21 protein-coding genes and 1 tRNA gene are annotated in these 23797 nt (G+C 55.4%); 12 read left to right on the top strand and 10 right to left on the bottom strand.

What is annotated here, in order from left to right; all coding sequences use genetic code 11:
• Positions 1-6 precede the first annotated feature (6 nt).
• From MTP39_RS11445 to MTP39_RS11410, 8 genes are all read left to right on the top strand, one after another.
• Positions 7-783 carry a hypothetical protein gene (locus tag MTP39_RS11445; RefSeq protein WP_249240602.1) on the top strand — a complete coding sequence of 259 codons (777 nt, stop codon included), beginning with the start codon at positions 7-9 and terminating at the stop codon, positions 781-783.
• Between the two features lie 15 nt (positions 784-798).
• Positions 799-1731, top strand: a complete 933-nt coding sequence (locus MTP39_RS11440; RefSeq protein ID WP_249240601.1) for a carbohydrate kinase family protein — start codon at positions 799-801, stop codon at positions 1729-1731.
• A 3-nt stretch (positions 1732-1734) separates the two neighbouring features.
• Positions 1735-3558, top strand: coding sequence for an amylosucrase (locus MTP39_RS11435; protein WP_249240600.1), 1824 nt, complete (start codon positions 1735-1737; stop codon positions 3556-3558).
• A 937-nt stretch (positions 3559-4495) separates the two neighbouring features.
• A complete protein-coding gene (locus tag MTP39_RS11430) occupies positions 4496-4831 on the top strand; it encodes a hypothetical protein (RefSeq protein WP_149794481.1) in 336 nt (111 codons plus the stop codon).
• 519 nt (positions 4832-5350) lie between these two features.
• A complete protein-coding gene (locus MTP39_RS11425; RefSeq protein ID WP_249242062.1) occupies positions 5351-6694 on the top strand; it encodes a hypothetical protein in 1344 nt (447 codons plus the stop codon).
• 76 nt (positions 6695-6770) lie between these two features.
• The gene (locus MTP39_RS11420; protein WP_249242061.1) at positions 6771-8063 is read left to right on the top strand and encodes a virulence-associated E family protein; all 1293 of its coding nucleotides are present in this window, start codon (positions 6771-6773) and stop codon (positions 8061-8063) included.
• A gap of 212 nt (positions 8064-8275) precedes the next feature.
• Positions 8276-8470, top strand: a complete 195-nt coding sequence (locus MTP39_RS11415) for an excisionase (RefSeq protein WP_207697709.1) — start codon at positions 8276-8278, stop codon at positions 8468-8470.
• A 111-nt stretch (positions 8471-8581) separates the two neighbouring features.
• Positions 8582-9844, top strand: coding sequence for a tyrosine-type recombinase/integrase (locus MTP39_RS11410; protein WP_249240599.1), 1263 nt, complete (start codon positions 8582-8584; stop codon positions 9842-9844).
• Positions 9845-10433: 589 nt separating this feature from the next.
• On the opposite strand, the gene MTP39_RS11405 is transcribed toward MTP39_RS11410, so the two are convergent.
• Genes MTP39_RS11405 through MTP39_RS11390 form a run of 4 tightly spaced genes read right to left on the bottom strand, consistent with a single transcriptional unit; the run spans position 10434 to position 13881 of the window.
• A complete protein-coding gene (locus MTP39_RS11405; protein WP_249240598.1) occupies positions 10434-11687 on the bottom strand; it encodes an ABC transporter permease subunit in 1254 nt (417 codons plus the stop codon).
• The gene (locus MTP39_RS11400) at positions 11684-12565 is read right to left on the bottom strand and encodes an ABC transporter ATP-binding protein (protein ID WP_112090847.1); all 882 of its coding nucleotides are present in this window, start codon (positions 12563-12565) and stop codon (positions 11684-11686) included. Before MTP39_RS11400 ends, MTP39_RS11405 begins: the two co-directional genes overlap by 4 nt.
• A 12-nt stretch (positions 12566-12577) precedes the next feature.
• On the bottom strand, positions 12578-13309 hold the full coding sequence (locus MTP39_RS11395; RefSeq protein WP_249240597.1) for a hypothetical protein: 732 nt from the start codon (positions 13307-13309) through the stop codon (positions 12578-12580).
• Positions 13306-13881 (bottom strand): RNA polymerase sigma factor, encoded by a 576-nt coding sequence (locus tag MTP39_RS11390; protein ID WP_249240596.1) that lies wholly within the window; start codon positions 13879-13881, stop codon positions 13306-13308. Before MTP39_RS11390 ends, MTP39_RS11395 begins: the two co-directional genes overlap by 4 nt.
• Before the next feature lie 336 nt (positions 13882-14217).
• Here MTP39_RS11390 and MTP39_RS11385 point away from each other — a divergent pair.
• Positions 14218-14294, top strand: a tRNA-Met gene (locus MTP39_RS11385).
• Positions 14295-14529: 235 nt separating this feature from the next.
• Positions 14530-15384, top strand: a complete 855-nt coding sequence (locus MTP39_RS11380; RefSeq protein ID WP_249240595.1) for an SDR family oxidoreductase — start codon at positions 14530-14532, stop codon at positions 15382-15384.
• A gap of 140 nt (positions 15385-15524) precedes the next feature.
• On the opposite strand, the gene MTP39_RS11375 is transcribed toward MTP39_RS11380, so the two are convergent.
• The 3 genes from MTP39_RS11375 to MTP39_RS11365 form a co-directional block, all read right to left on the bottom strand.
• Positions 15525-16688, bottom strand: a complete 1164-nt coding sequence (locus MTP39_RS11375; protein WP_249240594.1) for a DUF4349 domain-containing protein — start codon at positions 16686-16688, stop codon at positions 15525-15527.
• Entirely contained in the window at positions 16675-17169 is a 495-nt protein-coding gene (locus MTP39_RS11370) for an RNA polymerase sigma factor (RefSeq protein WP_249240593.1), read from the bottom strand. The genes MTP39_RS11375 and MTP39_RS11370 overlap by 14 nt, the downstream gene beginning before the upstream one ends.
• Positions 17170-17587: 418 nt before the next feature.
• Positions 17588-18160: a hypothetical protein gene (locus MTP39_RS11365; protein ID WP_249240592.1), complete on the bottom strand. Its 573-nt coding sequence runs from the start codon at positions 18158-18160 to the stop codon at positions 17588-17590.
• Between the two features lie 533 nt (positions 18161-18693).
• Here MTP39_RS11365 and MTP39_RS11360 point away from each other — a divergent pair.
• A complete protein-coding gene (locus tag MTP39_RS11360; protein WP_249240591.1) occupies positions 18694-19263 on the top strand; it encodes a biotin transporter BioY in 570 nt (189 codons plus the stop codon).
• On the opposite strand, the gene MTP39_RS11355 is transcribed toward MTP39_RS11360, so the two are convergent.
• The 3 genes from MTP39_RS11355 to MTP39_RS11345 form a co-directional block, all read right to left on the bottom strand.
• Entirely contained in the window at positions 19255-19479 is a 225-nt protein-coding gene (locus tag MTP39_RS11355; protein ID WP_249240590.1) for a hypothetical protein, read from the bottom strand. The genes MTP39_RS11360 and MTP39_RS11355 overlap by 9 nt on opposite strands.
• Positions 19476-20471, bottom strand: coding sequence for an ornithine carbamoyltransferase (gene argF / locus MTP39_RS11350; RefSeq protein WP_249240589.1), 996 nt, complete (start codon positions 20469-20471; stop codon positions 19476-19478). Before argF ends, MTP39_RS11355 begins: the two co-directional genes overlap by 4 nt.
• A 93-nt stretch (positions 20472-20564) precedes the next feature.
• Positions 20565-21044: a deoxycytidylate deaminase gene (locus tag MTP39_RS11345; protein ID WP_005920543.1), complete on the bottom strand. Its 480-nt coding sequence runs from the start codon at positions 21042-21044 to the stop codon at positions 20565-20567.
• A gap of 659 nt (positions 21045-21703) precedes the next feature.
• Here MTP39_RS11345 and MTP39_RS11340 point away from each other — a divergent pair.
• Complete coding sequence (locus MTP39_RS11340; protein WP_249240588.1) at positions 21704-23788, top strand: elongation factor G; 2085 nt, start codon at positions 21704-21706, stop codon at positions 23786-23788.
• Positions 23789-23797: the final 9 nt, after the last annotated feature.

Raw genomic sequence — 23797 nt, 5'->3', positions numbered from 1 at the left:
CTTTCCATGGGACTGTTTTTTCCGAGTGACCCCATCGTCCACGGCCAGCGCGCTAAGGGTCTGCCCCGTTATCAGGAACTTCTGGAACGCGACTGGAAAAGTTTCCTCTTCGCCGACTTCGTGACGCTGGGCCTGTGCATCCCGTATGGTCTGGGCGTGGGCTACGCGCTGCTTTCTTCCAGCCTACTGGTGCTGCTCCCGGTCTGCATTCTGGGCGGGCTTCTGGTCGGCCCGGCGATCTCCGGCATGATGGATGCGTTGTTCCGCAGCTACCGGGATGCACCCCGCGGCTGGTGGGAAAATTACTGCAAGGGCATGAAGCAAAACTGGAAAGCATCCCTTCTGCCCGGCATCGTATTCTGCCTTGCGCTGGGCATCGAGCTGTTCTTCGGCATGGTGCTGTTCTCTGCGGAACAGCTGCCGGGCATCGGGACACTGGCCGTTTTCTTTGTCGGACTGCTGTTGCTGCTGATGCTGTTCACCGCCTTTTGGCCGCAAGTGGTATTGTTTGAAGAAAGCAACCTTCACCGCCTGCAAAATGCCGTGCTGTTCTGCCTGAAATACGGCAAGCACGTTCTGGGTGCAGCCGCACTTCAACTGGCATGGTGGCTGCTGTTTGTGTTGTTTTTGCCGTGGACGGGCTTTCTGGTGCCCTTCCTCGGTGTGTGGTTTATCTGGTTCGTCTGCTTCTTTTTGCTGTACAACGATTTCAATGCCGCCTATGGCATTGAAGAAAAGATCAGCCAACAGTTCCCGGAGCAGACACCCCGCTACGATGAATGATAAGGAGAAGGACTCATGGACATTTTAACGATTGGTGAAGTTTTGATCGACCTGACCCAGACCGGCAAGGATGAACGCGGCATCCCGCAGTTCGCAGCAAATCCCGGCGGTGCACCGGCAAATCTGGCGGTGGCAGCCGCCCGGCTGGGCGCACAGACCGCCTTTATCGGCAAGGTGGGGGCGGATGCCTTTGGCCGCTACCTGAAAGAGGTTCTGGCAGAGAACAAGGTGGACGTTTCCGGCATGGCGGTGGATACAGACCACCCCACCACCATGGCTGTTGTTTCGGTGGATGCCACCGGTGAGCGGGATTTCAGCTTCTACCGCAGTGCCAATGCCGATGTGATGCTGTGCAAAGAGGACATTTCGGAGGGTGCTCTGAAAGCTGCCAAAATCGTCCACTTTGGTTCTGTCAGCCTGACCGCTGACCCCTCCCGTACCGCCACGCTGGACGCTGCCGCCCGTGCCAAAAAGCTGGGTGCTGTCATTACTTATGACCCCAATTACCGTGCAAACCTCTGGAAAAACAAAGAGGAAGCCATTGCCCAGATGAAAGCTCCCCTGCCGCTGGTGGATATTCTGAAAGTGTCCGATGAAGAACTTCCCCTGCTCACCGGCACGACCGACTGCGAGAGCGGCACGGCACAGCTGGCACAGAACGGCATCAAGCTGATTTTCGTTACCCTCGGCCCGGACGGTGTGTTCTATCGCTTTGGCGAAAAGACCGGTCATGTGGCGGGCGTTCCCTGCAAGGTAGGCGACACCAACGGCGCAGGGGATACCTTCTTTGGGGCTGCTCTGTCCAAACTCTGCAAGGAGGAGCTGGACACCCTGACGGTGGAAAAGCTGGAAAGCATTCTGGCCTTTGCCAACAAAGCCGCCAGCATCACCACCAGCCGCCACGGTGCGATTCCCGCCATGCCGACGCTGGCGGAAGTGGAGGGCTGACCAATGGCACAGGATTTTTCTGCCCGCCTTGCCAAGCACAAGGACGAACTGGAATGGCTGTTCATGGAGCTGTACCACAACCGGGAAGGGCTGGAAGTTCTGGAGCGGGAGATGGCAGAAGCCTACAACGCCCGCAGCGCTGAGCTGAAAGCACTGGACAAAGCCCGCACCGCCGACCCGGAGTGGTACAAGCGGGGCAATATGTTCGGCATGACCATGTACACCGACCTCTTTGCCGGAAATCTGAAAGAACTGGCAAAGAAACTGCCCTACCTCAAGGAGCAGAAGCTGACCTATCTGCACCTGATGCCCCTGCTGCAGATGCCCCACCCCCACAATGACGGCGGCTATGCGGTGGAGGATTTCGACACCGTAGACCCTGCCCTTGGCACCAACAAAGACCTCGAAAACCTGACCCGTGAACTGCGCAAAGCCGGCATCAGCCTGTGTCTGGATTTCGTGATGAACCACACCGCCAGCACCCACCGCTGGGCGATGGCGGCAAAGGCAGGCGACCCGTGGTTTCAGGCGTATTACCACCTCTACGAGGACCGCACCATCCCCGACCAGTACGAGCAGACCGTTCCGCAGGTGTTCCCCAACACTGCGCCCGGCAACTTTACATGGTGTGAGGAGATGCACAAGTGGGTGCTGACCACCTTCCACGACTACCAGTGGGATCTGAACTATGCCAACCCGGCGGTGTTCGTGGACATGACAAAGAGCATCCTGCACCTTGCAAATCTGGGCGTGGAAGTGTTCCGCATCGATGCCGTGCCTTATATCTGGAAACAGCTGGGCACCACCTGCCGCAATCTGCCGCAGGTGCACACCATCGTGCGGATGCTCCGCATGGTGCTGGAATGCGTCTGCCCCGCGGTCATCCTCAAGGGCGAGGTGGTCATGGCTCCCAAGGAGCTTGCGGCCTATTTCGGCACGCCGGAAAAACCGGAATGCCACATGCTCTACAACGTATCCACGATGGTCAACCTATGGAGCGCCCTTGCCAGCCGGGACACCCGGCTGCTGAAAGCCCAACTGGATGCCCTCCACGCCCTGCCGGACAACTGCTGGTTCGTGAACTATCTGCGCTGCCACGATGACATCGGCTGGGGTCTGGACGAAGCGGTGGAAAACCGGCTGGGCATCGACCCACAGAAACACAAGGAATATCTGTACCATTTCTATGAGGGCAATTTCCCCGGCAGCTGGGCAAAGGGCGAGCTGTACAACTACGACCCCGCCACCGGCGATGCCCGGAGCTGCGGCACCACCGCCAGCCTGTGCGGCGTGGAGCAGGCACTGGAAAAGGACGATAAAACCGCACTGGACTATGCGGTGAAGCGTGACCTTTTGCTGCACACTGCTATGGCATTCTTGCAGGGCTTCCCCATGCTGAACTGCGGAGATGAGATCGCACAACTCAACGGCTGGGATTACAAAAACGACCCCGACCGTGTGGAGGACAGCCGCAATTTGCATCGCAGCAAATTCAACTGGGAGGACGCAAAGCAGCGCACCCAAAAAGGCACGCTGCAAAACCAGCTGTGGCAGGGCATGGATCAGCTGCGCCAAATGCGTGCAGACCCCTGCTTTGCCCCGGATGCGTGGGTAACAACTTGGGACAGCCACAACCCCGGTGTGCTGGCGCTGGTACGCAAGCGCGGCGAGGAAACGCTGGTGGGACTGTTCAACTTTACCGAGTACCCGGCAGGCGCCAGTCTGGACGCTCTGGGTGGCGAGTATCACACCCCGGAGGGCACTTCCGTCTGGCTGGCGGATGTGGAACTGGAACCCTATCAGGCGCTGCTGGTAAAAAACAAATAAGTAAAATGGGTCATCCGGCTCTCTCTTTTCGCCAAAGTTTTCATTGTCTTTTCTTGCACACTGCCGAAAGTGGCGTGTTTTCAAAACTTTTTGTTGACACGGCTCGATTTTTGTGGTAATCTATTCCAACAATTTAATATAACATATTTTACTTAGAGTTCCAGCTCGGCTCCCAAAGGAGCCGGAGCAAGTTTTTAACTTTCTGATCGCTACATAGCAAACCCGAACCAAGGCTATCCCGGAAGGGATGGTCAGGTTCAGGTTGTTGTGTGGCGATTTTTTATTGCCAAATCCAGCACCGCACCTTGAAAACAGAAAGACCGTCTGCATGGGATACACGGCGATGACCCCGCAAGGGAGAGCCGGGAAACGCCGCCGGAAGGGGGCAGGAAAGCCATGCAGGGAGAACGGCGCACCCAATATCAACTGGTCAAAATGGCCAGTTGATGTGGTGAATGACGCAAAACGTCATTCACCAGAATAACCTTCTGCGTTACGGCTGACCCCATGTGGACATTTTGACCACATGGGGTGAATTGCCGCAGCTTGAATCAATGTAGACAATTTGTCCACATTGACTCTGTCCGTGTTACAGCTGACCTCGACTTGACATTTTGTCAAGCCACGGTGAAATCCGGTAAGTGCTGCTTTTCAGTACTTACCAAATGACCGTAACACGGTCGCTCTGTGGTGGGTTACGAAAACCGTAACTCACCACTTGGAAGTGGTAAATGGACAAATTGTCCACTTACCACCCAGCTATAACGCACAGATTTTAGTTGGTGATCATTTTTGATCACCAACCAGACAATCGTAACGCTTTATTGTGCGAAAGTGGCTGTTACCATTTTGATAACCGCCACGCATCTGTAACGTTTGGGCAAATAATGCTTTTCATTATCCACCACACACCCGTAACAACCAAAGGAGGATTTCTATGACAACAGAACAATGGGAACGCGAAAATCAGGACACTCTGATGGAATATTTCATTGATGGCGACCCCAGTGTGCGCAGAATCCAGTGTGAATACTGCCGCAAGGTCATCTACACCCAGACCCGAAACCGCAAATATTGCAGCTTTCAGACCTGCGGCCACAAGATGTTGAATCTGCGGAAAAGCCTTAAAAAGCGTGCCGAACGTGGAACGTACACCTGCGCTTGCTGCGGGGAGCAGTTCTTACCGATCCGGGCAGATGCCAGATATTGCAGCAATGCCTGTCGGCAGAAAGGCTACCGCCAGCGTAAAGCGAATGCTGCTTCTATCCTGTAAAGTGGTGCTTCCCATTTTGGGAAGTACCACTTTACCGTAACGCCTAATCGCTTACTCCCAAATCCCCACAGTGGGAATTTGGACTGTCATCTGAAATCAAGTTCCGCTTTCCGTAACTTGATTTTAGCCGTAACGAAGCCACCGGAGTTATCATTTTGAGAACTTCGGTTTTATCTGTAACACGTCACCCCCACTCCGTAAAAATCAGGTGATCAAAATGAGCACTTGATTCTACCTGTAACGCCTCAAGGTCGTTGAAAATCAGGTTGCCAAGATGACAACCTGATTCTGACCGTAACAGAATCAGTGGGTCAAAATAGCCCACTGAAAAAGCCGGACGAGCTGCGGGCAGGGATTCGCAAATCTGTGCCTGTCAGCTTGCCCGGAGCAAGAGTGCAGAGGTGCGGGTCGCCAGTGGCGACTTCAAAAGGCCGCAGGCATTTTGAAGCACCGACCGAGCCGACAGGCGAGACCGCAGCCCTGTGAAGGGAGTCAAGGGGGAACGCCTTGCCCAGTGATATGATGCTGTGCGTCATATCCTACTGGGTATTATCTGGCGCAAAACAGCGGCAGATCCAGCAGCTCCGCTGCTGCGCTTTCCCCGCCAAGCTGTTGAAACGGAGGGATGTCTATCTGAAATTAACACGACACAACGGACGAGCCGGAACCCACGGCACTTACAACCCCAAGCACAACGACCGCAGTTTCAACCTTGCCAACAGTGAGCACATCGACCCTGAACGAGCCAAGGGCAACATCTACTGGGACTGCTTCCACGGTTTCCGCTCGGCTCTCGCTCCACCCAACCCAGATGATCTGGCGGCGACCTTCTCGGATGTGGAACGGCAATTCTACGAGAGCCGGTACACGGCTTTCGTTGAAAGCCAGAACGAGCGCAACGCCAAAATCCGGCACACGGAGCGCAACCGCTCCATTACTGACCTGTTGTCCAGCCGTAAGACCTGTCCGGAAGAGACGATCTACCAACTTGGAACGCTGGATGAACACGCTTCGGCAGAGGACTTGCTGAACATCGTCACGGAGTTCATTGACGAGTTCAAGGGCAAATTTGGCGAACACGTTCATGTGCTGGACTGGGCACTGCATCTGGATGAAAGCACGCCCCACATCCATGAGCGCCATGTGTTCGACTGTGAGAACAAGTACGGCGAGGTAGCTCCCCAGCAGGAAAAGGCGTTGGAAGCACTGGGCTTTGAACTGCCCGACCCGGACAAGACCCTCAGCCGCAGGAATAACCGCAAGATCACCTTTGATGCCGCCTGCCGGAAAATGCTGTTCGAGATTGCAAAACGGCATGGGCTGGATCTGGAGGAAGAAGCAGAGTACGGCAACCGCAAGTATCTCGAAAAGCAGGATTTTATCCTTGCCAAGCAAAAGGAGCAGCTTGCCGCCCAGCAGGACAGGCTGGACGAGCTGACCCTGAAAGTTTCGGATATGGAGACCTTGCTGGAAGATGTTTCGGCTGCGGCCTACGACAAGGCAGTGGAGGTCGTGACGGACGTAGTGCGCACCGAGACCCGGAAGGAAGATATGCGGATGATCGAGGACACGAAAAAGTGGGTGTTATCGCCGGAGCGCAAAGCACCACAGGCTACACGGGAGTACACCGCCAAGCATCTGGACGGTGTTCTGAACAAGTTTCTCAAGACGATGCAGACCGCTTCTGCCCGTTTGCAGAAGGCTCTGCTGAAGCCGGAAGTCCGGCAGAAAGGCAAAGAGCAGGTCAAGGAAAAGGCACGGGATTCGGTGTTGCAACTGCTGAACCGTTTGCAGGCAGAACAGGCACAACGGAAGCCATCTGCGCCGCCTACCGCCGAAAAGCCAGATAATTGTTTTCAATAATAGTACGAGGTGATGTTTATTGAGCAAAGAAGTCAACGAAGAACGCACTCCCCGAACCGTTGCGGACGTGAAAGAAATGCTCACCAAGCACTCCAACGGAGAGATCCAGCGAACGATTCAGAACTGCATCACGATTTTGCAGAACGACCATGTGCTTGCTGATGCCATCCGGCTGAACCTGTTGAGCGAGCGCATCGACATTGTAAAGCCTGTAGGTTGGCCCCGCTCCGGCAAGACCCTGAACGATACCGACATGAAGTATATTCTGCGCCGAATGGAAAAATACGGCATCTCCAGCGAAAAGAAAATCGAATCTGCTATCCGCATCGTTGCCAACGAGAACCGCTATCATCCCACCCGGGACTATCTGAACAGTCTGAAATGGGATGGAACAGAGCGGATAGCCCACGTCCTACACCATTTTCTCGGTGCTGCGGAGGACGAGTACACTTGCGAAGCCATGAAGATCTTCCTGCTGGGAGCCATCAAGCGGGTATTCCAGCCGGGATGCAAATTTGAGACCATGCTCTGTCTGGTGGGCGGTCAGGGAGCGGGAAAGTCCAGCTTTTTTCGTCTGCTGGCGGTCAAAGACGAGTGGTTCTCGGACGACCTGCGGCGGCTGGACGATGACAACGTGTACCGCAAACTGCAAGGTCACTGGATCATTGAAATGTCAGAGATGATCGCCACCGCCAACGCCAAGAGCATTGAGGAAATCAAGAGCTTTCTCAGCAAGCAGAAGGAAACCTATAAAATCCCCTACGAGACCCATCCTGCCGACCGTCTGCGCCAGTGCGTCTTTGCTGGTACGACAAATCGGCAGGATTTTTTGCCCCGTGACCGCACGGGCAACCGTCGATTCATTCCCATTCCGGTTGATGCGGAACTGGCCGAAGTTCACATTCTGGACAAAGAGGAGGAATCCCGTGCCTATATCGACCAGCTCTGGGCAGAAGCTATGACCATCTACAACAGCGGAGACTATAAGCTGGCGTTCAGCCCTGCCATGCAGGAAACGCTGCAAGCCCATCAGCAGGACTTCATGCAGGAAGATGCACAGGCTGGCATGATCTATGCCTTTCTGGAAGACTACACGGGTGATCGGGTGTGTTCCAAGCAGCTCTATGCGGAGGCGCTGGGCAACACCAACATCCCGGCAGAGTGGGAAACCCGTGCTATCTGCGAGATCATGAACACGGGCATTTCGCGCGGCGATATCCAAGGCTGGCAGGCGCACAAGACCGCCAAGCGTTACCCGAAGTACGGCGTTCAGAAAGGCTGGGAGCGCGTAACCAGCCCCGAAACCGGGGCTGAAAATTTCTCCGAAATAACGGATGCGGAAGCCAAGCAACTGGGCTTTCCCTTCTGATGGACAGCGGTTACACGGTCAGTTACAGATTCGGTTACGCAGCAGTTACAGCGCAAAAGCCGCATGATTGCTGCGTTTTCCGCTTTCTGTAACCATGTAACCTTAAAAAGATAATAAAAAGTATAAAGTCCACCGAATGTCCTGCGTACAGAAAAAGAGAGTTTTCCTGCCCGGTTACAGGCGTTCGGTTACAAGGAATTGGAGGTCTGCCTATGAAAGATGTCCCGATTTGGGAAAAGAGCAATCTGACGCTGGAAGAAGCTGCGGCTTATTCCGGCATTGGCATCAACAAGCTGCGTTCATTATCGGATAACGAACATTGCCAGTTCGTGTTGTGGGTGGGTTCCAAGCGGCTCATCAAGCGGCGCAAGCTGGATGAATATACGGAGCGAATGTACTCGCTTTGAAAATGTCCCGGATATTTTTCAAAACGTCTTGCAGAGAATGGCGTATCTGTGGTACTATGAACACAGAACAACGCTCTTTTCTGTACCGCAATGTAGAAAGGAGCGACGCTCATGGCAACAACTCAGAATACGAAACGCAAAGACAAGGCGCGTGTGGTTCTCCGCAAAGGGGAATCCCAGCGCAAAGATGGCAAGTACGATTTCCGTTGGACTTCCCCGGATGGCAAGCGGCATTCTATTTATGCCGCGACCTTAGAGGAACTTCGGGAAAAGGAAAACGACATTCAGCGAGATTCGCTGGAAGGCATCAAGGCAGAAGCACGGTACGTCACCCTGAACGATGTGTTCACCCTGTGGGCAAAGGTCAAGCGTGGTCTGAAGGACAACACCTTTCAGAATTATCTGTACCTTTATCGGCAGTTCGTGGAGCCGGATTTCGGCAAATCGAAGGTGTCTGCGCTCAAGAAGTCGGACGTGAAGCAGTTCTACAACACGTTGGCGGATGAGCGGGGCTTGCAGATCTCTACGATTGACAGCGTACACACGGTTTTGCATCAGGTGCTGGACATGGCGGTGGATGACTGCTATCTGCGGAGCAACCCTTCGGACAATGTTCTGCGGGAGCTGAAAAAGGCACACCAGTTTGAAACCAACCGCCGCAAGGCACTGACCGTGGCAGAGCAGAATCTGCTGCTGTCCTACCTCTCCAAAACGCCGAAGTACCAGCACTGGTATCCGATTTTCGCGGTCATGCTGGGAACTGGTTTGCGCGTAGGAGAAGCCACTGGTCTGCGCTGGTGCGATGTGGATTTTGAGGAAGGGACGATCTCCGTCAATCACACGCTGGTCAACTACGACCACCGTGAGAACAACGGCGGCAAGAAGGGCTGCTACTTCAACTGCCACTCGCCCAAAACAAAGGCCGGGGTCCGCACTGTTCCGATGATGGACTTCGTGAAAGAAGCCTTTGAAAAGGAACGTGCCTATCAGGAAGAAGCAGAGATCCATTGCACGGTAACGGTGGATGGCTATACGGACTTCATCTTCATCAATCGTTTTGGTGAATGTCAGCATCAGGGAACGCTGAATAAAGCGATCCGCCGCATCATCCGCGACTGCAACGATGAAGTTCTTGCCAAAGACCCGGACAGTACCGTTCTTCTGCCGCGTTTCAGTTGTCATACCCTGCGGCATACGTTCACGACCCGGATGTGCGAAGCGGGCGTGAACATCAAGGTGATTCAGGATGCGTTGGGACACTCGGATATTTCCACCACTTTGAACATCTATGCAGATGTGACCAAGGAACTGCGGAAGTCTGAATTTGAAAACCTTGACCGCCAGTTCGCGCAGTGGAAAGACCCTGAAGAATAAAAATAAAGCGTACGCCAAATACGCCATACGCCATTTACGCCAATTCATACGCCAAACGATACAGTTCGGATAAAGGCTTGTGTAGAGATGTAAATGGAAGGGTAAAAATCAACCCTTGCGGTGTAGAGTAATATCAAGAAATAAAGGCTTATAACTGTTCGTCGATGACATCCCCACGATGAAGCCCATTGAGCAGTAAAATACAAAATTAAGGCGCAGATACGATGAAATTTTGAACGAATTTCAAGCGGCATCTGCGGTACTACACCACAACTACACCAATTTGGGGACGTTTTCCCGAAAAGGAGCCTTACAAAGCGGTGTGGTGTAAGAATCGAATAGGCGGATTGGTGTAGTAGGTACACTGAACTCGTAAAGACGAAAAAGGCAGGTACACTGTGGAAACATGGTGTGCCTGCCTTTGTGCTTATTATTGAAAGATAATACGAGAAAGTTGTGGAAAGAATGTTAGACCACGCATCAAATGTACATTCACAACTATAATTCATGGCAGGGAGCTTAGGACACAAAAGTTCATCCGATGCAGTTTTCTATGCATCCGATGAACTTTTTTCAGTAGCGTTTCCTTTTAAGCCACCTTGGTCTTTCGCAGATACCCCCATGCTGCCAATCCAACGAGCAGAACGATCTTGATCGGTGCCGATGCCAGCAGTACATCTGCCTGAAAGAAGGCATGCCCGCCTGCATAGAGAAAATCAAAGCCGATCATTTTATACAGTAATGCGTTGGAAAGTCCAATGCCCCCTGCCGGAAGCAGGGTGGATAGCCATTCTCCGAAGGAGCCCGGCACGACCATATAAACAATCAGCGGTGCCACCACACTGATCAGCGCCACAGACAAAGCGGTCAGGTTGTTCTTGGCCCATACGGATGCCATCAGCACAAAGGCCACCTCCGCAAAGAAGATCAGGAAGTTTGCCACCAGCATGACCCACTCCATCTGGCCAACGGTATACGGCAGCAGGCTGGTCACAGAAAACAGCCATTGCACGGAAGTTTGGGTACTTTCCCAACCAAACAAAGCATTCGTGACCAGGATCCACACCACGCCGCAGAGCAGATACGCCGCCCCTGTGATACTGAACGCCGCCGCCAGCTTTGCCGCTGCAAGCCGCAGACCGCCGTTTTTTGTGCACAGTTGGATGTCCTGCGCTCCGGTCTGTGCATCCGATGCAAACACCGGGGCTGCAATCACTGCGCACAGCAGGGTGAGCAGCAAGCTCAACAGGGTCTGGTAATCCATTGCGTCTGAACTGACCCCAAATGAATAGGTGAACGGTTTTTGTACAGCATCGAACTTTTTCTGTGCAATGGCCTGCGCCTGCTCATAGCCGGGCTTTCCGCTTTGTTCCAGCCAGATCACCGATTCCAGCCGTTTGGGGAGCTGGCTGTAAAAGTTCTGCATATCCTCTGCGGTCAGCCCCATCACGCCCGGTGCCATGCCGGTTTTCAAGTCGGCAAAGGCTTCCTTTGCGTTGTTCACAAGAGGCTGATACCGGGCAAGTTCTTTATAAAATACCTCGACCGGGATATCGTTGATGGAGCTTGCATCATACTGCCGGTACACCCGCTGATAGGCTTCCAGTGCTTCCTGCATGACATCCGGCGTGATGGTACCGGATACCTGCTGCTCCTGCCGTTTCCGGATTGCTTTCAGACCCGTGTAACGCACTTCGTTTCCGCTGGCATCCAGTTCCGTCCAGCCGATAAAGGTCACCGGCAGATATGCCATGACCACGGCCAGCACCAGCGCAATGGCCAGCAGAATAGCTGTCATACGGGTTTTGCACACACGTTTCAATTCCAAACGATACAGGTTCATTTTGCTTCCTCCATTTCCTCCGGGAACAGCCACAGATACAGATCTTCCAGCCGGGGCTGTGCCGGGACGCTGTCCGGCAGCTGCGGTGCATCCGCCAGATACCGCAATGTTACCGTTCCGTCCGGCTCGTTGCGCAGGTTCACTACTCGCAGCCGGTATTCCCACCGGGCAAGCTGTTCCATCGGGATATTCCCCTGCCAGACTTTGGCTTCGATCTGCTTTACCAGCCCTTCGGTGGTGTCCTGTGCAATGATTTTGCCAGCCTTCATCACGGCATTTTCGGCCGCAATGTATTCCACATCCGAAACGATATGCGTTGAAATGAGAACGATCCGTTCCTGCGCAAACTCCGACAGCAGATTGCGGAAGCGCACCCGTTCTCCGGGGTCCAGCCCTGCCGTGGGCTCATCTAGAATTAAAATTTCCGGGTCGTTGAGCAGTGCCTGTGCGATGCCTACCCGGCGCTTCATACCGCCGGAAAGCTTTATGATCTTTTTGCGGCGCACCTCAGTGAGGCTTACCCGCTCCAGCAGCGCGTCGATCTGCCGGGCAGCCTCTGTGCGCGGCAGACCCTTGAGCGCCGCCATATATTCCAGATAGTCCTGCACCGTGAATTCCGGGTAAAACCCGAATTCCTGCGGCAGATACCCCAGCTTTTCCCGGTAGGCCGCACCAAGCGTCCCAATCTCCACCCCATCGCACAAAATCCGGCCACTGCTAGGCCGCAGAATGCCCGCCAGCATCCGCATTAAGGTTGTTTTGCCTGCACCATTCGCCCCCAGCAGTCCCCACACACCCGGCGTGAGAGTGATGGACACATCATCCACCGCCGTTTTATCCCGGTATCGCTTTGTAATATTCTGAATTTTCAGTTCCATGACTTGCTCCTTTCAGCCTTCTGCAATATATTCTGACCGGGCGGCAAGCCGGATGCACTGCAACACCATACAGAGCACCAGCACGCCCGCCGCCAGCGGCAGACCTTTCGGCAGTTCCGATAATTGCACGAACCGCAGCAAACACAGCTGCCCTGCAAACAGCGGTACAGCCCCGGTCATCATCCATTCCGGGCGCACCCAGCGCAGCAGCAGAAGCAGCTCATTGTTTGCGGTCAGGAATGGCACGGTCAGCACCGCCAGCAGTTGCCCGATGCTCCATGGCACGGCTGCCCGCACATTGAGTACCAGCACTCCCAGCAGGATCGTTTCCCCCGCCAGCAGCAGCAAAAACCGCATCACCAGCGGACGACCGATTCCTGCATATGTGGCTTGTTCCAGTTCAAGCATCTTATATTGACTTGCCCGGTATAAAAACGGCAGACCGAGCAGGGCTGTCAGCATGGCAAGTGTGCTCAGACCAAACAGTGCATTGCGTAATGTCCATGCCTTCTCCCACAGGGCAAGTTCCCGACCCACACTGTACAACGTCAGTGCCGCCATTGCTTCCAGCGCCCAGACCTTCCAGCCCAGCAATTTGAACTGGCAGTGCAGCAAATCACGCCAATCACTCCGTTGTTTTACGACATGTTCCGCCCGGCAGCGGCGCAGCAGCGTTTTCGGTGCGGCTGTGTCAAGCTCTGTCGCCAGTGCTCTGGACAGTTCTTTTTCAAAGGCTCGATTCATCTCCAGTCCTCCTTTTCCAATTGCATTTTCAAGGTTTTCAATGCGGCACGCAGGCGGGACTGCACTGTGCGCAGGGGCAGACCTGTGATCTGCGCGATCTCCCGCAATTTAAGCTGTTGTGCGAACCGCAGCAATACCAGTTCCCGCTGTTCTGGCTCCAGCTGGGCCGTCAGCGCTCGCAGGTTTGCTTTCTCCTCTGCCGCAGCAAAGCCGCTTTCCTGATAGGCGGGTTCGCCCGGCAAGCTCTCCAGTGATACCTCCGTCCGCTCCATCGTACGGTTCAGATCGATGCAAATGTTTTTTGCGATTTTGTACAGAAAGGGACGGAATGCCCCCTGAAATCCACCACAGGAATCCAGCCAGCGCACCGCTTTCAAAAAGGTTTCCTGTGCTGCATCCTGCGCCTGCTGCTCGTCCGCTGTATGCCAACGGCAATAGTTCAGAATTTGTGGATAGTACGCTGTAATCAGAGTGTCCAGCGCACCTGTATCTCCGCTCTGCGCTTTCCGCAGCAATAATTCTGTCTGGATACGGTTCACCCCCTTCCTGTCTATTAAAACGTTCCACATCATCAAAATGATTTCTGTTTTTTCAAAAATTTCAAATAATTGCCTTTATTATGTTCTTATAGCTTTATTATAATAAAGAACCTTGTGTTTTTCCTTGTCAAGAGCGCTGGCATCGTCCAGCCCTCTCTTTTTTATCTTCTTTCTCCTTCATCATAAAAAGCCGCACCCCGCAGGCCGATCCCACGGCAGCGGGGTATGGCTTTTATACGCTCTGGCGCTGCGCAAGACCCGGAGCGCATAAAACGAAAAAAATTCTCAAAAAGGGTTGACATTCTGCCTGCCCTGTGGTATTATACTTGAGCAGTCAGCGAGAACCGCTGAAAGGCAAAAAGTAAATATCGCGGGGTGGAGCAGTCTGGTAGCTCGTCGGGCTCATAACCCGAAGGTCGTTGGTTCAAATCCGGCCCCCGCAACCACCAAACAGGTTGAACTTTATAAGTTCAACCTGTTTTTTGCGTTCCTATACTTATACATAAACGGTCATTTTTGCGATTTTGCACGATTCCGTCTGCACGGCATCCAGAAGATATCGTGCTTGTTGACCACGAAAAAGCGTAAAATATTCCCATTTTATAATAAGAATGTTCTGGCAAAGACCGTCTTTTTCTGTTATACTCTAGCCAATGAATACGGCTGTAACAGGAGGATGTTATGGAAAAGAATGTACTGAACACCGATCTCACCGGCAAGGTAGCCGTTGTCACCGGCGCAAGCGGCACGCTGTGCTCCATTTTTGCCAAGGCGCTGGCACGCGCCGGTGCAAAGGTGGCGCTGCTGGGCCGCAACATGGATAAGCTCAAGGAGCTTGCGGACGAGATCGAAGCCGAGGGCGGCATCGCCAAAGGCTACACCTGCAACGTGATGAACAAGGCCAACTGCCTGCAGGTAGCCGAGGACGTGCTGGCAGACCTTGGCCCCTGCGATATCCTTGTGAACGGTGCAGGCGGCAACAACGCCCGTGCCAACACGGACAAGGAATATTTTGAGATGGCCGATCTGGAAAGCGACACTGTCACCTTCTTTGATCTGGACGAGAGCGGCGTGGAGATGGTGTTCAACCTGAACTTCATCGGCACGCTTCTGCCCACGCAGGCCTTTGCCCGCCAGATGGTAGGCCGCGAGGGCTGCAACATCCTGAACATTTCCAGCATGAACGCCTACCTGCCCCTGACCAAGATCCCTGCCTACTCCGGCTCCAAGGCTGCTGTGACCAACTTTACCCAGTGGCTGGCGGTGCATTTCAGCAAGGTGGGCATCCGGGTCAACGCCATCGCGCCGGGCTTCTTTGCCAGCGAGCAGAACGCAAAGCTGCTCTTCAACGAGGACGGCACCCCCACCGACCGCACCAAAAAGATCCTTGCCGCCACCCCCATGGGACACTTCGGCGACAGCGAAAAGGACCTTGTGGGTGCACTGCTGTTCCTACTGAACAATGATGCAGCGGGCTTCATCACCGGCATCTGCCTGCCGGTGGACGGCGGCTTCTCGGCCTATTCCGGAGTGTAATAAGTACTGCGAAATATAACAAAAACCACCCCTGTCTCCCGGTGCAGCAGCCCGGCGGGACAGGGGTGGTCGTTTTCAGCGGGGTGGAACAAAAGGCTTCCCCCAGCCGGGGGAAGCCTTTATGTGGAAAATTTATGAGGTCACTTCTTCGGGTGCTTTTTGCGCCACGCAAGCGCAAGGGCGACCGCAGCGCACGCCAGCACGGCCAGCGGCCAAACGGAGGCCAGCGCCACCACCAGCTGCTGCAAGCCGTTCACAAAGTTGCCCCAGCCGGAGGTAAAGGCGGTGCCGATGCGGGAGAAGAAGCCTTCGTCCGCAGGGGTGTAGGTCTGCACCTCGTTCAGGTCGATATACACGGTGCACTGCTGCACCTGGTTGCTGTACCAGTCCAGCTGGCTCTGCCAGCTCTCGATCTGGGACTGCACCTCGGTGAGGGAATCCTCGATCTGTAACAGGTCGGAAAGAGTTTCGGCCTGTGCCTGAAGCTGCTGTAAGCGGGTGCGCTGTGCCTGCAGATTGGCAAGCCGCGCGGACACGTCCATATACTGGGTGGTCACATCATCGGCCTGCTGGCTGCGGTAGGTCACATTGCCGGCAGCGGCAACAGCGTCCAGAAAGCTCTGGTAGTTGGCCTGCGGCACCCGGTAGGTCAGGTTGACCGAGCGGCTGGAACCGGTGCGCGTGTACTCGCTGCTGGATTCCAGATAGCCGCCCGCCTCGGCAAGGGCGCTGTCCAACGCACTGCGGGCTGCTTCGTAGTCCTTGCTTTCCAGCGTCAGGTTGGCGGTGTAGATGATCTTGGCACTATCCACCGCAGGGGCAGCAGCCTCGGTGCTGCCGGTGCCGCTGTACTCCGTTTCCAGAGAACGGTCGTCTGCCTCCAGACTATAATTCACCGCCTCGGGGGCGCTGTCCAGCGCGGCGTGCTGGAGATCAAACCCGCCTGCTGCCACAGAGGCAGCGGAGCTGTCGGCAGCGCCTTCGGCTGCGTACAGGGCGGGTGCGCTGCTTTTGGCGCTGCCCATCCCGATGCCCAGATGCAGGGTGCTGTAACCTAGCACGCACACGGCCAGACAGGCGGCCAGCGTGCCCAGCTGCTTTACCGGGAAGTGGATGGGCTTTTTCTTCTTGGGTTCGATATTCAGGGGTGCTGCGGGTGCAGCGGTCTGCGGGGCAGGGGCGGCCATCATGGGTTCAGCCTTTTCCTCCGCAGTCAGGGTGTCGGTCATGGCCAGCAGTTTTGCCTTCAGATCGTCCGGGGCAGTCAGGTCATCGACCTCCATCTTATATTCATACCACCTCATCTTCGATCTCCTCCTTCAGCATCGTATGTAACTGTGCCCGTGCGCGCCGCAGCCAGCTTAGTACCGTGTTTGTGGGCACCGCCATCATCCGCCCGATCTCTGCCGCAGTGTATCCCTCGTAGTAATGCAGATAGATGGCATTGCGGTAGTTTTCCGGCAGCGTGCGGATGGCATCCAGCACGCTGCCGTCCTCTTCCAGAACATCGGGGGCGGGCAGGTTCTCGTCCAGTTCGGTGTCCTTTTGGTGGGCGGCGCGGGTCAGATCCCGGCAGCGGTTGATGGCCACCCGCAGCAGCCATGCTTTGAGATGCTCCTCACTCTCAAAGATGCCGTTGTAGTGCAGCAGCTTTTCAAACACATCCTGCACCACATCTTCAGCATCGGCTGCGCAGCGGCAATTATGCACCGCAGTGCGGTAGACGGTGTCGCTGTAACGCTGCACCGCCAAGGTAAATACTTCGTTTCTGGTCAGCTGTCCCATTGTTATAAACTCTCCTTGGATGCCCGGAAGCGGGCTTCTCGATGGAATGTTTGTGGTTCTCACGGGGACGTTCACTCAATATACGGCTCAGCATCCCCGATTATTGCAGAACAAAACCCGGATCCTTCCATTTTTTGTGTGCTGGACGCACCGGGCCGCAAGGTACGTCCACGTTCTCCGACAGAGGTTGGATATCCTGCCGGTTTACCGGTCAGTATACCACGGAATCGCAAAAAAGTAAAAGAGGAGACCCCGTGTAAAAAACTAAGAATGTGTTTGTCGCACTCCGCAGAGTGCGACAAACACGAATATAAATAATAGTCTTTCCGCTGAATATGGCCAGAGCAACGCGGAGGCCATTTAAATCGTCTCATGGACAAGGAATTGCTGCACACGGGGATGTACGGCGGTTCCTTCATTATTTATAGATCCTTTGCAGCAGCGCCAGCCGCTCGGAGAGAAAGGTCTCGGCCTTGGGGTGGTGCAGCCAGCATTTGCCATCGGTGCTGTGCACCAGTTTTTGCGCCAGTGCGGCAGGGGCGGTGTCGATGGCCATCACGTCCTGCATGGTCAGTTGCAGGGTGAGCGCCGCCGGAACATCCGGCAGCGGCGGCAGCGGGTCCTCCCACACAAAGGGCGGCAGCAGCTGCACTGCCACGGTCAGGCGGGTGCACTCCTCGGTCAGCAAAAGGGCGGCGGGGGTGCCGTCCGGCTGCACCTGTAAGCTGCTGTATAAAAGCTGCATCCGGGCAGGGGAGAGCAGCCGGGTCAGGCCCTCGGCCGGAGCTGCCGCAAGCTGTAAATACCCGGCGGCTTCCTCCCGGTAGATACGCCGGGCGGGGGCGTGCAGCCCTGCGTAGAGGGCGGGCAGCATAAAGCTGCCGCTTTTTTCCAGCGCCTGCTGCGCCAGCAGATAGAATTCGGTCAGCGGGTACGCCGCATCCGGCTGCGGCATCCCGAAATCCGGCCGCGATACATGACCTCCACCCATGGGAACCTCCGTGTTTTTCTTGACATTTCGTGCAAAATGGGCTATACTGCAAATAGAAAGGGTGCTGGCTGCAAGGGTCAGTTTCCTTCGGCTAAGTAGTCAATAAGAATGACCGCTCAGTGTTTGCGAGACTGTGGGCGGTCATTTCTTATTGTTATGGATCTCCTGAAAGATTGCCCATGAAATTTTAAACGTGATCCCCACTGTACCGCCGATGACGACAAGCAGTTGCAGAACATCATTCAACACCATGACGCATCCCCCCCTTTCGCATTTGCGTCCGGGGGAACCGAGCAATAAGGTTTCACAGCCCCCGGACACTTGCCGGAGGACGTTAGACCACCTTTTTATGCAGACAGCACCCGCCGCCGTTTCCGGCGGCATTTTTATTTTAACATACTTTCCACAGTATTACAATCAAAAATCTGATTGTAAACCCTTTGCAAACTTTTCCGTTGACCTGCGGCGCACCGGTGCGGTATACTCGGGCACAGATGCCTTGCAAAACGAAAAAACAGAGGGGAAAACTGACTATGAAAGACAAAAAACTGACTACCTACCAGATGGCTGTTACCGCTGTGATGGCTGCCGTGCTGTGCGTGCTTGGCCCGCTGACCGTGCCCATCGGAGCCGTGCCCATCTCGCTGGCAAACTTTGTCATCTGCCTGACCGCATGGCTGCTGGGGCCGAAGTTCGGCACCCTGAGTGTGGTTATCTATCTGGCGCTGGGCGCCATCGGCATTCCGGTGTTTTCCGGCTACGGTGCCGGTCTTGCCAAGCTGGCAGGCCCTACCGGCGGTTATCTGGTGGGCTATCTGCTGCTGGCTTTCATTGGCGGTATGTTCATTGAAAAGAGCAAGGGCAACCCGGTGATCTCCGCTGTGGGTCTGGTGCTGGGCGATGCCGCCTGCTATGTGCTGGGCACCGCATGGTTCGTGTTTCAGATGCAGTGCGAGCTGGGCTACGCGCTGACCGTCTGCGTCTACCCCTTCATTGCACTGGACTTGGGCAAGATCGTGGTGTCCTGCATCGTGGGTGCGCTGCTGCGTAAGCGCCTGACGCAGGCAGGCGTGCTGAAACTGCAGAATGCAGTTTCAGAATGATGAGCCTGCGGCAATGATGTGCTGCGCAATGAGGTTGTTCCTGCGGAACAAATGATGCACCTGCTGCGCAGGCATGAATATAATGGAAAACAACAGCAAAAACCCTGCGTGAAAAATCACGCAGGGTTTTTGCTTGCGCATTTTATCATTTGTACGCACCGCACACAACATCATTGCCGTAGGCTCATCATATTCCGCATAAGCGGAATACATCATTCCTCATACCCCAAGGTGGCTGCCATGACCGCCTTGATGGTGTGCATCCGGTTCTCGGCCTCGTCAAACACGATGCTCTGGGGGCCTTCGAACACCTCGTCGGTTACCTCCATGGCGTCGCGGCCAAAGCGCTCGCCCATCTCCTTGCCCACGGTGGTCTTGTGGTCGTGGTAGGCGGGCAGGCAGTGCATAAATACTGCATCAGGGCCGGCAATATTCATCAGATCCTGATTGATCTGGTAGGGGGCCAGATCGTGGATGCGCTCAGCCCAAACCTCTACCGGTTCACCCATGGACACCCACACATCGGTGTACAGCACATCTGCGCCCTTTGCGGCCTTGACGGGGTCCTCTTCAAAGGAGAGGGTAGCCCCGGTCTGGGCGGCAATGGCCTGACACTGTTCCACCAGCGCGGGGTCGGGCTGATACTTTTTGGGTGCACAGGCGGTGAAGTGCAGACCCATCTTGGCGCAGCCCACCATCAGGCTGTTGCCCATATTGTAGCGGGCGTCGCCGAAGTAAACGAAGTGAATGCCCTTCAGATGGCCGAAATGCTCCTGAATGGTGAGGAAATCGGCTAAGATCTGAGTGGGGTGAAACTCGTTGGTCAGGCCGTTCCACACCGGCACACCGGCGTAGTGCGCCAGATCTTCCACGATCTGCTGGCCGTAGCCCCGATACTCGATGCCGTCAAACATCCGTCCCAGCACCCGGGCGGTATCGGCGATGGATTCCTTTTTGCCGATCTGGCTGCCGGAGGGATCCAGATAGGTCACTTCCATGCCCAGATCGTGGGCGGCCACCTCAAAGCTGCACCGGGTGCGGGTGGAGGTCTTTTCAAAGATCAGGGCAATGTTCTTGCCCCGCAGCTGGTCGTGACGGATACCGGCCTTCTTTTTGGCCTTCAGGTCAGCGGCCAGCTCCAGCAGTTGCCCGATCTCAGCAGGGGTGTAGTCCAATAGCTTCAAAAAGCTCCGATTTTTCAGTTCCATTGTATATTTCCCTCTCTATGCAAACGCTCTTGAATATTTATTCAAGTTGTGGTTCTATTATAGTACGTTGCATCGGGAAGGTCAAGAGGGAGCTTACAACTCCAGTTCTACCCGGCGTCCGGTGGGCTTATAGGGGGTCAGCCGGACACCGGCGTGCTCGAACATGAACCGCGCTGCAATGCTGGAATCACTGTCGTGGTATTTGTCGCCGTAGTACACCACCTCGGCAATGCCGGACTGGATGATGGCCTTGGTACACTCGTTGCAGGGGAACAGGGTCACATACACCCGGGCACCCTTCAGGTTGTTGTGGGCGCTGTTGAGGATGGCGTTCAGCTCGGCATGGCAGACATACATATATTTGGTCTGCAAGGGCGCACCCTCCCGCTCCCAAGGCATCTCGTCATCGCTGCAGCCCATGGGCATGCCGTTGTAGCCCAAGGAAAGGATCTTGTTTTCCGGGCTTACGATACACGCGCCCACCTGACTGTTGGGGTCCTTGGAGCGCATGGCGGTAAGCAGCGCAATGCCCATAAAATATTCGTCCCAGTTGATATAATCCTCGCGTTTCATCGCGTAAAACCTCCTGCCCCTTCATGTGGGTCTGCGGCTTGACAAACCCGGAAAAATAGACTATACTACGAATAGAAAGAGCGCTGACTGCAATGGTCAGCTCCTCATCCGGCTAATCAGTCGTAAAGAATGACCGCTTGCTTTCTGAGGGCATGAGCGGTCATTTCTTTTTGCCGTTGGAAATCGTCCATGTAATCTCGAAGGTAATGTAAACTGCTCCGCCAAGAAGCGTGAGCAGCAACACGACCTGTTCAAACGTCATGAAGCATCCCCCCTTTCCGCTTTCGCGTCAGGGGAAGCAAAAAGTTTTTCGTCCCCTCTGGCGCGCAGCCGGAAGGAGCTAGACCACCGATTATGCAATCAGCGCCTTTTCACCGCCGAAGCGGCACTTACAGCATACCACAAAACCCGCATATTTGCAACGAAAACTCCCGGTCTCGCACCTGTACGCGCTGCCGGGAGTTCTGCTTTTTCTACCCACCCGTTTTGCACCCGAATGTCAACTTGCACAAAACAGTGCCCGGAAGTTTGGCAGGCGCTTTTGCTAAAATTTGAAACGATATATTTAAAAATCGTTTCAGATGTGGTATTATCTTTGTAAAATATGCCACAAAAACGGAGAGAACGCTCCGTGCGGCGGAAATGAGGGAAAAACCGATATGAAATACGCAAGCAACAACATCCGCAATATTCTGATTGCCGGCCATGCCGGCAGCGGCAAGACCACGCTGACCAAAGCACTGGTCTATTTTTCGGGCGCTGCCGAGCGTATGGGCCGGGTTGAGGACGGCACCACGATTTCGGACTTTGATCCCGAGGAAGCAAAGCGCAAGGCCAGCCTGTCGGCGTCCGTTGTGCCGGTGGAGTACGAGGGCATCAAGTACAACCTGATCGATGCACCGGGTCTGTTCGACTTTGAAGCAGGCGAGTACGAGGGCATCCGCGCCGCCGAGAGCGTGCTGGTGTGTGTGTCCGGCCGCAGCGGCGTTACCGTGGGCGCAGAAAAGGCGTTCCAGCTGGCACGCAAGAACGGCAAGGCCACCATGGTGTTCGTTTCCAAGTGCGATCTGGAAAACGCCAACTACTTCAAGATCCTTGAGGATATGAAGATCCGCTTCGGCTCCACCGTCTGTCCCTGTGTCGTGCCCGCAAAGCTGGATGACGGCACCCCCGTGTACATCAACCTGTTCAGCCAGAAGGCCTTCAAGTACGAGGGCGGCAAGCAGATCCAGGTGGACCTGCCTGACATCGGCCACCGCTTCCAGGGCTTGATCGAGGCCATGGGCGAAGCCATTGCAGAAACTGACGATGAACTGATGGAAAAGTTCTTCGGCGGCGAGCCCTTTACCACCGAGGAGATCGTGGAGGGTATGCGCAAGGGCGTTAAGGACGGCCTGATCACCCCCGTGTTCTGCGGCAGCGCCGTGAATATGCAGGCATTGGATATGCTGCTGTTCAATATGCACAAGCTGCTGCCCAGCCCGGAGCACGAAGCCAGCACGCTGGCCGAGGATGCCAACGGTGAGCCGGTGGAGCTGCACTGCACCGAAGACGAGCCCACTGCCGCCTACGTCTTTAAGACCGTGGCCGACCCGTTCGTGGGCAAGCTGAGCTATCTGCGTGTCATCAGCGGCAAGGTGACCGCAGGCGAACCGCTGACCAACGCCCGCACCGGCGAGGTGGAAAAGATCACGAAGCCCCTGACCGTCCTTGGCAAGAAGCAGATTGAAAACGACGGCATCGGTGCCGGTGATATCGGCGCAGTGGCAAAGCTGGTGAGCGCAAAGACCGGCGATACCCTGTGCGATGCAGACCGCGTGGTCAAGCTGCCCGCACCTGTGTTCCCCAAGCCCAGCCTGTTCATGGCTGTTACCGTGGCCAAGAAGGGCGACGAGGGCAAGATCTCCAGCGCACTGGCACGCCTGATGGAAGAAGATCCCACCCTGTGCTACATCAACAACGCCGAGACCCATCAGCAGGTCATCGGCGGCTTGGGCGAGCAGCATCTGGACGTGGTCAAGGCCAAGCTGAAGAACAAGTTCGGCGTGGAGATCGGTCTGGAAGCTCCCCGCATCGCCTACCGCGAGTCCATCCGCAAGGCCTGCCAGAAGCAGGGACGCCATAAGAAGCAGACCGGCGGCCACGGCCAGTTCGGCGACGTTATCATCAACTTCGAGCCCTGCGACAGCGAGCAGGTGGTGTTCGAGGAGAAGGTGTTCGGCGGCAGCGTGCCCAAGAACTTCTTCCCCGCCGTGGAAAAGGGCGTGCGTCTGGCTGCCGAAAAGGGCGTGCTGGCCGGTTACCCCGTGGTTGGCCTGAAGGCTACCCTGCTGGACGGCAGCTACCACCCGGTGGACAGCTCTGAAATGGCCTTTATCATGGCCGCAAAGCTGGCCTACAAGGCCGCTATGCCGGAGGCCGGCCCCGTCATTCTGGAGCCCATCCACACCCTGAAAGCTCATGTGCCGAACGACAACACCGGCGACATCATGGGCGATGTGACCAAGCGCCGCGGCCGTGTGCTGGGCATGGAGCCGGACGAGGACGGCTTGCAGACCATCATTGCCGAGGTGCCGCTGGCAGAACTTGCAAACTTTACCACCTTCATCCGTCAGACCACGCAGGGTCGTGGCTGGTTCACCACCGAGTTCGCCCGCTATGAGACCCTGCCCGAGATGCTGGTGCCTGCCGTTGTGGAGCAGGCCAAGAAGCTGGGCAATCTGGACGAGGCCGCAGACGACTGAGCCCTGAAC

Source organism: Faecalibacterium sp. I3-3-33, assembly GCF_023347295.1.
GTDB lineage: Bacteria > Bacillota > Clostridia > Oscillospirales > Ruminococcaceae > Faecalibacterium.
The sequence above is the reverse complement of the archived record's forward strand: the minus strand, read 5'-3'. Positions and strand labels throughout refer to the sequence as shown.

Excerpts from the sequence above, each read along its gene's own strand:
- MTP39_RS11445 (WP_249240602.1), top strand. The coding sequence starts at position 7 with ATGGGACTGTTTTTTCCGAGTGACCCCATCGTCCACGGCCAGCGCGCT.
- MTP39_RS11440 (WP_249240601.1), top strand. The coding sequence starts at position 799 with ATGGACATTTTAACGATTGGTGAAGTTTTGATCGACCTGACCCAGACC.
- MTP39_RS11435 (WP_249240600.1), top strand. The coding sequence starts at position 1,735 with ATGGCACAGGATTTTTCTGCCCGCCTTGCCAAGCACAAGGACGAACTG.
- MTP39_RS11430 (WP_149794481.1), top strand. The coding sequence starts at position 4,496 with ATGACAACAGAACAATGGGAACGCGAAAATCAGGACACTCTGATGGAA.
- MTP39_RS11425 (WP_249242062.1), top strand. The coding sequence starts at position 5,351 with ATGATGCTGTGCGTCATATCCTACTGGGTATTATCTGGCGCAAAACAG.
- MTP39_RS11420 (WP_249242061.1), top strand. The coding sequence starts at position 6,771 with ATGCTCACCAAGCACTCCAACGGAGAGATCCAGCGAACGATTCAGAAC.
- MTP39_RS11415 (WP_207697709.1), top strand. The coding sequence starts at position 8,276 with ATGAAAGATGTCCCGATTTGGGAAAAGAGCAATCTGACGCTGGAAGAA.
- MTP39_RS11410 (WP_249240599.1), top strand. The coding sequence starts at position 8,582 with ATGGCAACAACTCAGAATACGAAACGCAAAGACAAGGCGCGTGTGGTT.
- MTP39_RS11405 (WP_249240598.1), bottom strand. The coding sequence starts at position 11,687 with ATGAACCTGTATCGTTTGGAATTGAAACGTGTGTGCAAAACCCGTATG.
- MTP39_RS11400 (WP_112090847.1), bottom strand. The coding sequence starts at position 12,565 with ATGGAACTGAAAATTCAGAATATTACAAAGCGATACCGGGATAAAACG.
- MTP39_RS11395 (WP_249240597.1), bottom strand. The coding sequence starts at position 13,309 with ATGAATCGAGCCTTTGAAAAAGAACTGTCCAGAGCACTGGCGACAGAG.
- MTP39_RS11390 (WP_249240596.1), bottom strand. The coding sequence starts at position 13,881 with ATGATGTGGAACGTTTTAATAGACAGGAAGGGGGTGAACCGTATCCAG.
- MTP39_RS11380 (WP_249240595.1), top strand. The coding sequence starts at position 14,530 with ATGGAAAAGAATGTACTGAACACCGATCTCACCGGCAAGGTAGCCGTT.
- MTP39_RS11375 (WP_249240594.1), bottom strand. The coding sequence starts at position 16,688 with ATGAGGTGGTATGAATATAAGATGGAGGTCGATGACCTGACTGCCCCG.
- MTP39_RS11370 (WP_249240593.1), bottom strand. The coding sequence starts at position 17,169 with ATGGGACAGCTGACCAGAAACGAAGTATTTACCTTGGCGGTGCAGCGT.
- MTP39_RS11365 (WP_249240592.1), bottom strand. The coding sequence starts at position 18,160 with ATGGGTGGAGGTCATGTATCGCGGCCGGATTTCGGGATGCCGCAGCCG.
- MTP39_RS11360 (WP_249240591.1), top strand. The coding sequence starts at position 18,694 with ATGAAAGACAAAAAACTGACTACCTACCAGATGGCTGTTACCGCTGTG.
- MTP39_RS11355 (WP_249240590.1), bottom strand. The coding sequence starts at position 19,479 with ATGATGTATTCCGCTTATGCGGAATATGATGAGCCTACGGCAATGATG.
- argF (WP_249240589.1), bottom strand. The coding sequence starts at position 20,471 with ATGGAACTGAAAAATCGGAGCTTTTTGAAGCTATTGGACTACACCCCT.
- MTP39_RS11345 (WP_005920543.1), bottom strand. The coding sequence starts at position 21,044 with ATGAAACGCGAGGATTATATCAACTGGGACGAATATTTTATGGGCATT.
- MTP39_RS11340 (WP_249240588.1), top strand. The coding sequence starts at position 21,704 with ATGAAATACGCAAGCAACAACATCCGCAATATTCTGATTGCCGGCCAT.